This window comes from Bradyrhizobium yuanmingense, from assembly GCF_025200905.1.
In the GTDB taxonomy this organism is placed as follows: domain Bacteria; phylum Pseudomonadota; class Alphaproteobacteria; order Rhizobiales; family Xanthobacteraceae; genus Bradyrhizobium; species Bradyrhizobium yuanmingense.
The window spans coordinates 3304665-3319040 of sequence record NZ_CP104173.1 but is presented as its reverse complement, the minus strand read 5'-3'; the positions used below and the strand labels follow the sequence as shown (position 1 = coordinate 3319040).

Here is a 14376-nt window from a genome sequence, read left to right as displayed (position 1 = left end):
GGGCACCATGCCATTCTGCCGGCGTCAAGCGCATTATCGGAGGCTCCCATGTCGTCACCGCTCCAGATCGGAATCCTGGTATTTCCGCGCGTCACCCAGCTCGACTTCACCGGGCCCTTGCAGGTGTTCGCCATGGTGCCGGACGCAAAGCTGCACCTGATCTGGAAGCGGATCGAGCCGGTGCCGAGCGATTCCGTCCTGACGCTGACGCCGACCACGACCTTTGCGGATTGCCCCCAGCTCGATGTCATCTGCGTGCCGGGCGGCCAGGGCACCAACGACCTTCTCAACGACGAGGACGTGCTCGCATTCCTGCGCAGGCAAGCGGCAGGCGCCAAGTACGTCACCTCGGTCTGCACGGGATCGCTGGCCCTCGGCGCCGCCGGCCTTCTGAAGGGCTACCGCGCCGCCACCCATTGGAGCGCAATGGAGATGCTCGCACAGTTCGGCGCGACGCCGACCAAGACACGCGTCTGCGTCGATCGCAACCGCATCACCGGCGGCGGCGTCACCGCCGGGATCGATTTCGCGCTGACGCTGGTCTCGATCATGGTCAATCGCACCACCGCCGAAGCGATCCAGCTCCAGATGGAATATAATCCAGCCCCGCCGTTCAATGCCGGATCGCCCGACACCGCGCCAGCCGAAGTGCTGGCGCTGCTGAGGGAGCGCGGCGCGCAGAACCATGCACGGCGGCTCGAGGCGGTGCAGCGCGCGGCCGAGCGGGTGGCGTAAAGGATCGGGCTTGCTCTTGTACCCCGGACGCAGCGCAGCGTTTCACGCTGCAGCGCGCCCGGGACACGCGAGGCGAACAACGACAGAAAAAGGCCGCTCGGTTTCCCAAGCGGCCTTTCCTGTCTCACGGTGGCTGCACATTCACATCGGGCGATGTCGGAGCTTCCAGACCGGGGGCCTATCTCCCGATCGAGTCCTTCCTCGGCGGCCGCTGCATCTCGGGACAGTCGCGAACTGTTGCCCGAACCGAACGCGATGGTCTCCCATCTCCGTAAGATGGGATCATTGAGCCGCATCGCCCGCCTCGCGGCAACACCTGCGCAGGCGGCATCCCCGCTGTTCCCGTTGTCCACAGCGGCGCGGCGCGGATGCATGTGCATCCGCTTTGGACGATGGTGATTCGTGGGTCGGCCGAAAGGGGCTTAGCCGGGCGTCCAGGGCTGATAGTCGCCGGTCGCCTTGGGACGCCTGCCGCTGGCAAGCGTCGAGCCGGAGGGCCGATACGCCTTCGCCGTGCCGGTGAGATTCGGCTGGTGCGGTTTTTCCCACTCGCGCGGCTGATAATTGATCTCGGTCGGCGGCTTGTCGACGACGTGGTGGATCCAGCCATGCCAGGACGGTGGAATCCGGCTCGCTTCCGCGTAGCCGTTATAGATCACCCAGCGCCGCTCGAAGCCGAGTGCCGGATCGATCGCCCCGCCACGGGTGCGGTAGTAACGGTTGCCCTGCTCGTCCTCGCCGACCAGCTCGCCATACCGCTTGGTCCAGAGCTGGGTGCCAAAGGTCTGGCCATTCCACCAGGTGAAGAACTTGAGGAAGAATTGTTTCATGCGGCAAGGGCCCTGCTTCGTGGGGTCCTGATGCCATCCGGGGGGCGAAATGTCCAGTTCGGCAGGCGCGTCGGCGCCCCCGCAAATCCGCCTGCCGCGCGCGCCCCTGCCGCAAAGCGGACGCGATTCATTCATGCGCGGTACAGCGGCGGGACCTGAGGCTCCATGCGCGCGCAAACCGGCGTGATCCGAGGAACCCCCGCGCTTTCGTCGGGTTTGCTTTCCGGGAAAAGGAGTTTCACCATGAACAGTCTGAAATTGTTGAGTGCCGCTGCGACGGTGGCGTTGGTTCTTCCCTTGGCGAGCCCGAGCTTTGCGCAGCAGAGTCGTGCCGCCGCGGTCGGAGCGGGCGGTGGTGCCGCGATCGGTGGCGGAGGTGCCGCGGTTGGTGGCGGAGGCGGCGGCTTCGGTGGCGGCGCCCGCATGGGCGGCGGCGGCGCCGCGTTCCAGGGCGGTGGCGGCGGTTTCGGGGGCGGAGCGGCGATGCGCCCGAGCGGTGGCAATTTCGCAGGCGGTGGCGCGGTCCGCCCGGGCGGTGGCAGTTTCGTCGGGGGCGCGGCAGACCGTGCCGCTATCTCGCCGAGCTTCAGTGGGACCCGTAGCGCTGCAGTTGCGGGCAACTGGCAGGGCGGCAGCGGCAACTGGAGCGGTCGTCACTGGCACGGTCGCCACCACCATCATCATCGCCACGGCGGCTTCTGGCCGGGCTTTGCGGCTGGCGCCGCGATCGGCGGCCTCGGCTCCTACGCCTATTACGGCAGCGGCTACGGCTATTACGATGATCCCTACTACTACGGCTACTATGACGAGCCGTCGGTTGCCGTAGTGCAGGATGGCGGCGGCGACGCCGCTTATTGCGCGCGGCGCTTCAAATCTTACGACCCCGCCTCGGGCACCTATCTCGGCTACGACGGCCGGCGGCATCCTTGCCCGTAAGCAGATCGCGAAGACTAGAGGCGAAAGGCGTCGCAGCAATGCGGCGCCTTTTTTGCAATCGGCGCCTTCCTCGCTCCTTTCGGCTCCATCACCCTCGCAGATAAATACAAATCGATGCAAATGGACCTTTATGCACCAAACCGTGCATATCCTGCGCGATCCAATCGCAAATTGACCGGACCCACGATTCGCGGATATCACAAACCACAGTGGGGACTTCGATCTTCTGGGAAGTGTCATGCCGCGTATTCTCGTGGTTGATGACGATCCGATGGTCGGCGCGACCATCGAGGTCCTCCTCCAACGTCAGGGCTTCGACGTCACGCTGACCGACGGCGGCGAAACAGGACTGGCTGCGCTGGAATCGCAAGCCTTCGACGTCATGCTGGTCGACATCTTCATGCCGCATATGCGCGGCTTCGAATCCATCCGCATCTTTCACGAGCGCGCCCCTGCCACGCCGCTGATCGCGATGTCAGGCTATGCCTTCGCCTCGTCCGCCTCGCCCTCTCCCGATTTTCTCCGCATGGCGCTTGAGCTCGGCGCAACGCGCTGCCTGCGCAAGCCGTTCACGCCGGAAGCGCTGCTGACCACGATCCGGGAATGCCTTGCCGGCGCGGGCGAGAGCGCGCCGCCGAAGGACCAGAAAGAAGCCCCTTGATTCCAACGCAGCGCGTCATTCTCGGTGTTGGACTTGCCATCCTCCTGATCATCACCGCGGCCTCGATCGCCCTCGACGTCAAGTCGCGGTCCGACGCGGCGTCGGTGAACCACACCGTCCAGGTGCAAAAGAAGATCTCCGATCTGCGCGTGCTGCTGCGCCGGGCCGAGAGCGCCGCGCGCGGCTACGAGCTCTATCGCAGCCAGGGCTTCAGCGACGAGTTCCAGGCGGTGCACGCCAAGCTCGCGCCGGCCCTCGCCGAGCTCAAGCGCGACGTGCGCGACACCCCCGATCAGGTCGCCCTGCTTGAGGGCACCGAGCCGCTGGCGCTGCGCCGGATCGAGATCGCCGCCACCGCGATGCGCCTGCGGGCCGCCAACGACCAGGCCGGCATTGCCGCGCTCAACAGCAAGGCCGAGGGCCGCGGCCTCATGGACACGGTGATGCGCAATCTCGACCGCCTGAGCGCGGAGGAAGAACGCCTGCTCGCCGCCCGCTCCCAGGATTCGCGCCGCACCGGCATCGTGCTGCTCGGCATCGACGTCGCCGGCGCCGTGCTGATCCTGCTCCTGGTCGCATTGGTGATGCGCGAAAGCCGCCGCACGACGGGTGAGCTCCAGAGCTCGCTCGAGCAGACCCAAGCCGCCAAGGCGGCGCTCGAGGCGGCGGTGGCCGAACGCACCGAGCACCTCGTCGCCGCGCATGACGAATTGCGCCTGTCGGTCAACGTGCTCCAGAGCACGTTTCGCAGCATGGCGGAGGCGGTGCTGGTCATCGACGCCGAGGGCACCGTGCTGCTGTCCAATCCGGCCGCCGAGCGCATGCTGCTGCATCGCACCGGCATGAACGTCGGCAATCTGCGCGCGCTGTCCGACGTGTTTCACGGCGACGGCGTCACGCCGCTTCCGGCCGACGAGCTGCCATCGACGCGCGTGCTGCGCGGCGAGCAGTTCGAAGAGCTGGAGATGATCGTCCGCCCGCACAGCGGCAACCCGCCGCGCCATCTCATGGTCAGCGGAAGGCCGATGCGGGACGGGCAAGGCAACATTTCCGGCGCGGTGCTGGTCTATCACGATGCGACGACCTCGCGCGAGACCGAGCGGCAGTTGCACCAGTCGCAGAAGCTGGATGCGATAGGCAAGCTGACCGGCGGCGTCGCGCATGACTTCAACAACATGCTCACGGTCATCTCCGGCAACACCGAGACGCTGGTGGAGCGCCTGAAGGACCAGCCCGAGCTGCAGCGCACGGCCCGGCTGATCGACGATGCCGCCGAACGCTGCGCCGAGCTGATCCAGCACCTCTTGGCATTCGCGCGCCGGCAGCCGCTCGAGCCGCGCAACGTCGACATCAACGCCGCGATCTCGGACATCGCAAAGCTTCTGCGCCCCACCCTCGGCGAGCAGATCCAGATCGAGACTGTGCTGGAGCAGGGGCCGATGACGACGCATATCGATCCGTCCAGGCTCACCAACGCCGTGCTCAACATGGCGATCAACGCCCGCGACGCCATGCCGGGCGGCGGCAAGCTGCTGCTGGAGACCCACCGCGTCGTGCTCGACGAAGCCTATGCGCAGGCCAATGCCGACGTGGCAGCGGGCCCCTACATCATGCTAGCGGTCAGCGATACCGGCACCGGCATGCCCCCTGACGTGCAGCAGAAGGCGTTCGAGCCCTTCTTCACCACCAAGGAGGTCGGCAAGGGATCCGGCCTCGGCCTCTCCATGGTCTACGGCTTCGTCAAGCAATCCGGCGGCCACATCAAGATCTACAGCGAGGAAGGCCACGGCACCACGATCAAGCTCTATCTGCCGCCGGGCGAAGGCGCAGCGGACATCGCAACCGGCGTCACGCCGACGGCCGAAGGCGGCGCCGAGACCATTTTCGTGGTCGAGGACGATCCGCTGGTCCGCAACTTCGTCACCGCGCAGCTCCAGAGCCTTGGCTACAAGACGATCGCCGCGTCCGACGGCAAGGCGGCGCTGGACCTGATCGAGGCCGGGCAGAGCTTCGACCTGCTGTTCACCGACGTCGTCATCCCCGGCGGCATGAGCGGTCGCGAGCTCGCCGACGAGGTGGCGAGGCGCCGGCCGGGCGTGAAGGTGCTCTACACCTCCGGCTACACCGACAACGCCATCGTCCATCACGGCAAGCTCGACGACGGCGTGCTGCTGCTGACCAAGCCCTATCGGCGCAACCAGCTCGCCGAGATGATCCGTAAGGCGCTGAACGGCGGCGGGATGGCGCCGAGCTAGCGCAACGAACTTGATCGCGGCTCAGTCGGTGATGTGCAGTAGAGCATCGACATCAGGCGAACGGACGATAGTGCCGTCGCGTACAAATGCTTCGTGATTGGTCTCAATGGTGTTGTGGTCATAAAGATAGTTGACCATGATCCCGAAGGATTCTTGAATCGCACGCAGAGCGGTATTGCCGAGCCAATTGATGCGCTCGAGCCGTGCGCCGTTGCCGAGGTGAAAACGCGCCACGGGGTCGATGCGTATCGAGGGCTTCCGTGTCAGATAGCTAGCGCAGAGCCGCATCAAGGGCACGCGCAGCTTCTCGCTCTGCGCCGGGTCATTCCACCAGCTATCGCTCTCCAGTTGCGATAACAGCGCCGCATCGGGATCACTTGCATTTGCAAGCCGATTAGCGAGCCATTGCCGAAATCCCGGTACCGGAGATAGGGTGGAAAAACGCTTCAGCTGCGGAAACTCCGACTGCAGCTCTTCAACGACCTGCTTGATCAGGAAATTGCCGAACGCCACGCCGCGCAGGCCGTCCTGACAATTGGAGATCGAGTAGAAGATCGCGGTGTCGGCGCGCGCGGCGCGTTGCTGCGCGATGGCTTCACCGTCGTCCTGCGACAACAACGGCTGCACGGCCGTGGCCAGTCCTTCCACCAAAGCAACCTCGACGAAAATCAGTGGCTCGCCTGGAAGTGCGGGATGAAAGAAGCCAAAGCAGCGCCGATCGGGTGCAAGGCGCCGGCGCAGGTCGTCCCAACCCTTGATTTCGTGCACGGCTTCGTAGGCGATCAGCTTTTCCAGCACCGCGGCCGGTGTCTGCCAGTCGATGCGCCGCAACTCGATGAAGCCGCGGTTGAACCATGAGGCGAACAAATGCTTGAGATCCGCGTCGAGCAACTTCAGTTCGGGGTCAGTGCGCATGTATGAAGCAATTTCGCTGCGAATCGCGATCAGCGCGCTGATCCCGCCGGGTGCCATGTTGATTCGCCGCAGCAGTTCCTGGCGCGGCGGCTCGGCAGCACGCGCGAGTGCGGCCGCGGCTTCTGCGGTGCCTTCGGCGAGGTAGCGCTGCGCCGCCGCGCGCAAAGCCGGACCGTGAGGATGGAATTCCGTGGCGAGATAGCGCTGAAAGCAGCGGCGATCGTTGTCGTCGAGTGCACCAAGCATCTCGCGCAATTGCCGCGCGACCAGCGCTCCTGAGGCCTGGCTGCGCTCGGAGAGCAGCGATGCTGCGAGCTGCTTCGCGCGATCGAGGGGCGGCATTGTCGTGCTGGATGGATCGTTGAAAGTTTGGCGGATTGCGGACATGACTATTCCTCCTCAAGCTTGGGCGGTGACGGCGCGGCGGAACTTGGCCGGTGGCGCGTAGAGTCCGCTCGAGGCGGCCACGAGGTCATCGATCGTCTTGGCGGCGAGCAGATCGCGCCTCGCCGTGCCGACGTCGATGCCAAGGTCTGCCGGAAACATCACGATGCCGCGACGGCGGAGGCTCTCGGTTGTGTCAGGCGATTGGCGCTTGCCAAATTCGGTGTCGCCGGCGATCGCGCGCAATGCCGCCTCGCGATCTTGCGGTGATCGGCAGCGCAACAGGTTCGCCACGGCCTTCTCGGTGATGACATGGCTCACGTCGTCGCCATAGATCATCACCGGCGGCAATGCGAAGCCGGCGGAGGCGGCCAGATCGAACGCGTCCAGACGCTCGACAAAACTGGGCGTACCGTTTGGCTGATGGGTCTGCACCATCTGCACCACAAGCTTGCGCCCGCGTAAGGGATCGCCTGCTTCCTGACCGGCGCGAAGCCAGGTGGGACTGTCGTGGCGACGACCGCGTGCATCCGCGCCCATGTTCGGCGCACCGCCGAAGCCTGCGATCCGGTCTTTGGTGGCCGTCGAACTGTTGCCTCGCGCGTCGATTTGCAGCGTGGCGCCAACAAACATGTCGCAGGCATATTGTCCGGCGACCTGCGCCAGTGCCCGGTTCGACCGCAGGCTGCCGTCGGCGCCGATCGGGAATATATCGGCGTGCTTTGCGACGTAGCGCTCCATACCGAGCTCGGAGCCGAAGCAATAGACGCCGTCGACGAAGCCGGCTTCGATCGCCGGGATCAGGGTCGGGTGCGGGTTGAGCACGAATTGGCTCGCGATCTTGCCCTTCAGGCCACGCCGGGCGGCAAATGTCGGGAGGATCAGCTCGATCGCCGCGGTGGCGTAACCGATGCCGTGGTTGAGCCGCCGGACCTCAAATGGCTCATAGACCGCAGCAATCGCCATCATCGCCATCAGCACGTTCTCGTCCCTTACCTTGGCGGGGTCGCGCGTGAACAGAGGCTCGATCGCGTAAGGCTTTGGGCTCGGTATGACGAAATTGACCCAGTCGCCGGGGACGTCTACTCGCGGCAACCGGTCAACGATCTCGTTGACTTGCGCCACGACAATGCCGCCGCGAAAGGCCGCGGATTCGGCGATGGTCGGCGTGTCTTCGGTGTTGGGACCGGTGTAGAGATTGCCGTTGCGGTCGGCCTTGTCGGCGACGATCAGCGCCACGTGCGGCGTCAGGTCCACCAACATCCGAGCATAGAGCTCGAGATAGGTATGGATTGCGCCGATCTTCACCGTGCCGCTGCCGACCAGTTCGGCGAGCTTGCGGCTCTGCGGACCTGCGAAGGCAAAATCGAGCCGATTGGCGACACCGCGCTCGAACACGGCGAGATGATCGGGCAGCGCCAGCACCGACTGCACCATGTGCAGATCGTGAATCTGCGCCGGATCCACGCTCGTCAGGGCGGCGGCAAGAAAATCGGCCTGCTTCTGATTGTCGCCCTCGATGGCAACGCGGTCGCCCGGCTCGATGATCGCTTCGAGCAACTCGGTCGCGCGCTCGGCAGGGCAGAGCTTTTCAGAGCAGATCGTGGCGGCCCGAGCTAGCCTCGCGGAGCGATCCGCTCCCCGTCGTGATGTGGCGTGCATGATGAACCTCCTTCGCTCGACGCTGTCTTCGATGCAGAAGTTAGGTGACCAGTATTGATTATAGAAACGATATTTTGTAATATGATTGATCATGAATTTGGATCAATCGGCATGCTGGAATTCGAGCTTTTGCGTTCCTTTGTTGCCGTCGCGGATTGCGGCGGCTTCCACCGCGCCGCCGAACGGCTCAATCTGACGCAGTCGACCATCAGCCAGCAGGTCAAGCGATTGGAGCTTGAAACCAAACGTCCGCTGTTCCGGCGCACGACCCGCAGCGTCGCGCTGACCGACGATGGAGAGATGCTGCTGGGTGACGCCCGTCGTCTGTTGCAACTCGAGGAGGCGGCCCGCCATCGCCTGTCAGCGCCGCGTTTGTCAGGAGCCGTGCGTCTTGGAGTGGTCGAGGAAGTCGCCGGCGGCTCGCTGCCATCGGCGCTGGGACGCTTCGCCATGTTGCACGCGAGCGTGAAGCTCGAGGTGCAGATCGGCGTTAGTGCGGAATTGATCGAGCAGTTGAACAAGGGACGACTCGACGTCGTGTTCGCTAAGCGTCCGCTCGGTACGTCGCGTGGGCGCCTGGTCTGGCGCGAACCCATGGTCTGGGCCGCCGCCGACGCGTTTGATCTGGTTCCGGGCGCGGTGCTGCCGCTGGCGCTCTATCGCGAGCGGTCAGTATCGCGTGAGGCAGCGCTCGCCGCGCTAAATGACAGCGAACTGACGTGGGAGATCATCTATACCAGCCCCAGCCTGACAGGTGTGCGCGCGGCGGCGCTCGCTGGTCTCGCCATCACGCCGCTTCCCGCGAGCGCGGTCATTGCAGGTTTGCGCATTCTGGGATCGCAAGAGGGGCTGCCGCGCCTTCCTGACCTTGAGTTCGCAATCTATGAGAAAGCCCGGCCCGAAAAGGCCGCGGCGGCGCTGGCCGCAGCGCTTCTGGCACTTGGGCAATCGCCAGCGCGCCCGACGATTTAGCGCCATATGTTCCGTTGCGGGTCCAAACCCCAGGGTACAGATTGGTTCATCTCGCAATGATGAGGATCCGTCAGGCGGTATTGAGCGCATCAGTCTCATGACGGCTCTGGGTCACAAGCAGTGATGCTCTGGCAGATCAGAATATCTCCGCTCGTCCCTCAGGAGCGAACATTGCCTTTATGAGCCCCTAGCCCGTATGAGTACACGCGCTAGCCCGTGAGTTGCCGAAGGCGCTGAAGTCACCCAATCTATGAGGTCGTGGGCACTGGCTCAGGATGTGAGTTCCAACTGTCCTTTTGAGGCGCCATAGCTAGCCCGGATCCGCGCTGGAGGTGTTCAGACACCGCGCGATGCAACGCGCAAGGCCGTTTTGGTCTTAACCGGGCCGGTCTCAAGTAAAAATCAAGCGCATCTCAAGGACAAATCGTCTCGCCAGCCCAGTCTCTGAGCATGCTCACGAGGACAAATGTCGGAGCCGGTGGCGCGACAGTCCGCTTGCGGAGCGCAGCAGTCATCAGACGCACAGCTAGGATCTTGGTCTGCGGCCGGAACTGCAAGGCCCAGCTTCGACAGGTGCTCGCATGAAAAGACGAGAGTTCATCTTGTTGATCGGTGGAGGACTGGCCTGGCCTGCGATCGCACGGGCGCAGGGCGGAGCCAAGCTGCATCGAATCTTCTGGGTCTCGACTGAGTCCGAACCGGATCCCTTCCTGGACGGCTTTCGCGATGGAATGCGCGCCCTGGGATATGTCGAAGGCAAGACCGTAACCTTCGAGACGCATTATGCCCCTGGAAATCCGCAGGCACTGCGGAAGATCGTCTCCGAGCTGCAGCGAGGGGATGTCGACCTTGTGGTCTCGAGCGGTCCGGCGACACGCGGCATGACTGCAATCACCGACATCCCAGTGCTGTTTGCATTGAGCGGCGACCCCGTCGCTTTGGGTGTGGTGAAGAGCCTTGCTCACCCCGGCACCAATTTCACCGGCAGCACATTCCTGTCGCTCGAGCTGGCAGGAAAGCGCGTTGAGCTGCTCAAGGACATTTATCCAAAGCTGCGAAAACTGGCGGTCCTCTCGAACACGGATCATCCGGGAGAGCCGCTGGAATGGCGTGCGACGTTGGAGTCGTGCCGAAACCTTGGGATAGAGGCAGCCTACGTTCCGTTCTGCGGCGCGCGCGAAATCGAGAATGGGTTGAAGGCTGCCGGCAAGGTGGACGCGGATGCTCTCCTCGTGTTTCCCGATGCTGTGACGCTGGTGCATCGTGCGAAGATTGCGGAGCTTGCAATTGCGCACCGGCTGCCTTCGATGTTTGGCTGGTCTGAATATTGTGACGCTGGAGGTCTCTTGAGTTACGGCGCAAACCAGCGCACGACCTATTTTCGGCTTGCCACTTATGCCGATCGCATCCTGCGCGGTGAATATCCGTCAGATCTTCCGGTGATGCGTCCCGAGAAGTTTGAACTGGCAATCAATATGAAGACAGCCAGGCTTCTGGGTATCAAGCTGGATGTGTCGTCGATCCTGTTTCGCGCCAGCAAGGTGATCTCCTGAGAGTAGCTATGAAGGACGGTGCTGCGCAGCCCTCTTCGTGTACGATGCCTCCGCGTCGCTCGCTGTTCTGCAAGTACTTCGCGACGTTGTTTGTCGCTGCGGTCGTGCCTCTGATACTCGGCGCGGCCGTCGAGGCTTCTTTCGGTTACCGAGACCAGCGTCGCCAGATCAGCGCGGTGCTGCAGGCCGATGCTCGCGCGGCGTCCGACAGGATCGAGGCGTTCACCGATGGCATGCGAGATCAGCTGGGTTGGATGGTGCAGCTTCCCTGGTCTGCCGGAGACGATGCGCAACATAAGATCGATGCCTTGCGTCTCCTCCAGCAGGTGCCTGCAATCGTTTCGGTTTCGCTTCTGGATGAGACCGGCACCGAACGGGTCTTTGTTTCCAGGCTGCTTCTGAACAGGACCGGGCGCGGCATCGATATGTCTGCGGATCCCGCTGTTCTGGGCGCACGCGGCAACAAAGTCTGGTACGGACCGGTTCAGTACCAGCAAGATTCAGAGCCCTATATGAGGATCGCGGTTGCCGGGAGCCTGCCGGCCGCAGGGGTTGCGATCGCCGAGGTCAATCTGAAGCTGATCTGGGATGTCATCGCAGCCATTAGAATCGGCGAGACCGGCTACGCCATTGTCGTCGATGATTCCGGTCATCTGATCGCACATCCCGATATCAGCCGGGTTCTGCGCGGCCGCGCCAGCTCCGGCAGTTTTGGCCGGATCAAGCATCTCGTTGGCGCGGCAAGCGGAGCGGCGGTGATAACCGGGGAGCGAGGCAACCCGGTGGTGGCGCTATCCGTTCAAGCCGCCGATGTGGGATGGACGGTGATCGCGATGCAGCCAGCCGCGGAAGCCTTTGCATCAATTCGGGCTGCCTTGTGGCGCTCGTCAATTCTCATTGCCTTTGGTGTTCTTGTCGCGCTGGCGCTCGCCTATTGGCGCGCGCACAGAATGTCCGGTCCGATCAAGCAACTGGAAGAGGGCGTGGAGCGGATTAGAACCGGACAATTCGAGCATCGCATCAAAATCTTCAGCGGTGACGAGTTGCAGCAGCTGGCGTTGCGTTTCAATGAAATGGCTTCTGAACTGGCGATCTCGCAGCAGAAATCTGCGCGGATCGAACGGCTGAAGCAGTTCCTGCCATCACAGGTCGCCGAATTAGTCGAACATTCTCACGAACTGCTCGAAGGGCAGCGCCGTGAAGTGGCTGTCATTTTTGGCGACTTGCGCGGCTTCACGGCGTTCTCCACTCGCAATGAACCCGATGTCATCATGGCCGTCATGCGAGAGTACTACGAGGCCGTCGGCGCCGTGACGACTCGTCACGAGGCAACGCTCATCGGCTTTGATGGCGACGGAGTCATGCTGCTGGTCAATGCCCCGATCGCATGCGAACAGCCGGCAACTCAAGCGGTCCGCCTCGCGATCGACCTGCAAATGACGGTTCAGTCCCTTGCCGGCAAATGGTGTGACGCCGGCCACGCGATCGGCTTTGGTGTGGGCGTTGCCATGGGACCGGCAACGGTAGGAACGGTCGGTTACAACGGCCGGCTGGATTACACGGCGATGGGAGCCGTGGTGAATTTGGCCTCGCGGCTCTGCAATCTCGCCAAGGACGCGCAGATCCTGGCTGATCCCACGATCGCTGGAAGAGTGAGGGATAGCGTCCCGATGGCATCGCTCGGACAGCGGACCATCAAAGGCTACGACCAGGCTCTCGAGGTCTTTGCCGTCGCACCTGCTGACCTGCCGTTGAAACCGCCGGGCCCGGCACAACGCCGGCGAGAGAAAGAACCTCAGGACCACTGATACCCCGGCCTCCGGACGGCTACCCCCGTGTCGCCAGCACCACCGCGGCCAGCGTAAACACCAGCCCCGCGATCTGCCCTGCCCCGAGCGGCTCGCCAAGCGCGACCGCCGAGGCCACGACGCCGATCACCGGCACCGCCATGGTGCCGATCGCGGCGACCGAGGCCGGCAGGCGCGCCAGTGCTGCGAACCAGCTGACATAGGCGATGCAGAACTGCCCGACGACCGAATAGACCAGCAGCCACCAGCCGAGCGGCGTCACATGCGACAAATGCGTCGTCTCGATCAGGAGGCCGACGATCGAGATCGGCAGGCAGCCGATCCCGATCTGCCAGGCTGCCGCCGCGAGCGGCGGCAGGTGAATCGGGTACTTCTTCGAGAGCACGGTGCCGAGGGCAAAGCCGAACGCACCGACCAGCACCATGATGATGCCCGGCAGCTTTTCCGTGCTGGCGGCAAGGCCGTTGCCCCCCATGATCGAGGCAAGCCCTGCGAAAGCCAGCACCAGCCCAAGCGTGCGCAAGACCGTCGGCCGCTCGCCCAGGACCGGCCAGGCGAGGATCGAGGCCCAGACCGGCATCGTATAGGCGATCAGCGCCGCCTCGCTCGCCGGCAGCCAGAGCAGTGCCAGCCCCATCAGCACCATCCAGCAGGTGACGTTGAGCGCGGCTGCGGTGAGCAGGCGTGGCCAGATCGCGCCCTCCACGTACAGGCTTTGCCGCCGGATCACCGCAAGCAGCGCCAGCAGCAGCGCGCCGAGCACACCGGTGACCCCGCGCAGTGTCAGAGGCGGCAGCTCGGCAAGTAGGAATTTCGTCACCGGCCAGTTGAAGCCCCAGCCGATCGAGGTGATCGCAAGGAACATCAGGCCGGCCGGGGCGATGCGCGGCCGCACGCCCGGCGTCGTCGAATCAAGCATGTCGGCTAGTCCGGCAAATCGGGCGGTCACCTTGGCCCGGATTCGCGGGTCCCACCACCGCTTTGGCGGGCATGCCTGCCCTCACCGTCCGTAGGGCTACGTGAGTCCTGCTGACGCAATCCCATTGCTCAAAAATATACCTGCCCTGTGAACAGCGGGATGAAGGCCCCGCGTCATCACGGCATGCAAATTTTTTCAGTTGGGAATCCCTGAGGACTCACTGATACTTGGGTCCACGACAGGCGCGGCGAAGACCCCTGTTATCCCCCGCAATCCACCATATTTAGTATTTGATTCAGGAACTCGCACTAGTTCTTGACGGGCGCAGCGGAGAGTCCTAGCTTTCGGTCCGTTCGGCGCGAGTGAGTTTGCGTCCCGCCGGCACTCCCCCAAAGGGTCTCGCAAATTTCAGCTCCGCCAGCCGGCCAAAGGCTGCGGATGAGGGCTTGTCTGCCCTCGGAATGCAGGCTCTTCGGGGCGCCAGAACGGGCCGGCAACAGGCTCGGATGGCATCGATGACGAAGTGACGTTGTGGGGCGTTGAACGCATGTCGCGCACATCCCCTTGGGGGCGGATGGGTGTGGACATGCCGGCGGGATGATCGATGCGACGCATCGAGCTCGCGCCGGGAAAAAACAGGGCCGGATCCACCGGCTGAACTGCGGTGCCCCGAGGCCGAACGGCCGAAGGCAACGCGAGATGCAATGACGACCCGGCACGCCCACAACGAGGGGCGGGACCGGTCA

Annotated in this window: 11 protein-coding genes; 7 read left to right on the top strand and 4 right to left on the bottom strand. The window is 63.9% G+C overall.

Translation table 11 applies throughout. The features are described 5' to 3' along the window. Positions 1-48 precede the first annotated feature (48 nt). Positions 49-735: a DJ-1/PfpI family protein gene (locus N2605_RS15530; protein WP_225146725.1), complete on the top strand. Its 687-nt coding sequence runs from the start codon at positions 49-51 to the stop codon at positions 733-735. Positions 736-1157: 422 nt separating this feature from the next. On the opposite strand, the gene N2605_RS15525 is transcribed toward N2605_RS15530, so the two are convergent. Further along, positions 1158-1565 (bottom strand): NADH:ubiquinone oxidoreductase subunit NDUFA12, encoded by a 408-nt coding sequence (locus N2605_RS15525; protein WP_036000111.1) that lies wholly within the window; start codon positions 1563-1565, stop codon positions 1158-1160. Positions 1566-1808: 243 nt separating this feature from the next. Between N2605_RS15525 and N2605_RS15520 the strand changes: the two genes are divergently transcribed. The 3 genes from N2605_RS15520 (at position 1809) to N2605_RS15510 (ending at position 5417) form a co-directional block, all read left to right on the top strand. Next, on the top strand, positions 1809-2501 hold the full coding sequence (locus N2605_RS15520) for a BA14K family protein (protein ID WP_260347202.1): 693 nt from the start codon (positions 1809-1811) through the stop codon (positions 2499-2501). A 238-nt stretch (positions 2502-2739) separates the two neighbouring features. Next, complete coding sequence (locus N2605_RS15515) at positions 2740-3162, top strand: response regulator (RefSeq protein ID WP_036022871.1); 423 nt, start codon at positions 2740-2742, stop codon at positions 3160-3162. Then, complete coding sequence (locus tag N2605_RS15510) at positions 3159-5417, top strand: CHASE3 domain-containing protein (RefSeq protein ID WP_225171227.1); 2259 nt, start codon at positions 3159-3161, stop codon at positions 5415-5417. The genes N2605_RS15515 and N2605_RS15510 overlap by 4 nt, the downstream gene beginning before the upstream one ends. Positions 5418-5438: 21 nt before the next feature. On the opposite strand, the gene N2605_RS15505 is transcribed toward N2605_RS15510, so the two are convergent. Beyond that, entirely contained in the window at positions 5439-6719 is a 1281-nt protein-coding gene (locus N2605_RS15505; RefSeq protein ID WP_260347201.1) for a malonyl-CoA decarboxylase, read from the bottom strand. Positions 6720-6731: 12 nt separating this feature from the next. Next, positions 6732-8378 carry a malonate decarboxylase subunit alpha gene (mdcA, locus tag N2605_RS15500; RefSeq protein ID WP_260347200.1) on the bottom strand — a complete coding sequence of 549 codons (1647 nt, stop codon included), beginning with the start codon at positions 8376-8378 and terminating at the stop codon, positions 6732-6734. Between the two features lie 111 nt (positions 8379-8489). On the opposite strand from mdcA, the gene N2605_RS15495 reads away from it, so the two are divergent. From N2605_RS15495 to N2605_RS15485, 3 genes are all read left to right on the top strand, one after another. Then, positions 8490-9350 (top strand): LysR substrate-binding domain-containing protein, encoded by an 861-nt coding sequence (locus tag N2605_RS15495; RefSeq protein ID WP_036000125.1) that lies wholly within the window; start codon positions 8490-8492, stop codon positions 9348-9350. Between the two features lie 581 nt (positions 9351-9931). Then, positions 9932-10903, top strand: coding sequence for an ABC transporter substrate-binding protein (locus N2605_RS15490; protein WP_225141768.1), 972 nt, complete (start codon positions 9932-9934; stop codon positions 10901-10903). Positions 10904-10911: 8 nt separating this feature from the next. Then, on the top strand, positions 10912-12711 hold the full coding sequence (locus N2605_RS15485; protein WP_051056832.1) for a cache domain-containing protein: 1800 nt from the start codon (positions 10912-10914) through the stop codon (positions 12709-12711). A gap of 19 nt (positions 12712-12730) precedes the next feature. Here N2605_RS15485 and N2605_RS15480 read toward each other — a convergent pair whose 3' ends face one another. Next, a complete protein-coding gene (locus N2605_RS15480; protein ID WP_225187414.1) occupies positions 12731-13630 on the bottom strand; it encodes a DMT family transporter in 900 nt (299 codons plus the stop codon). Between the last annotated feature and the right edge of the window lie 746 nt (positions 13631-14376).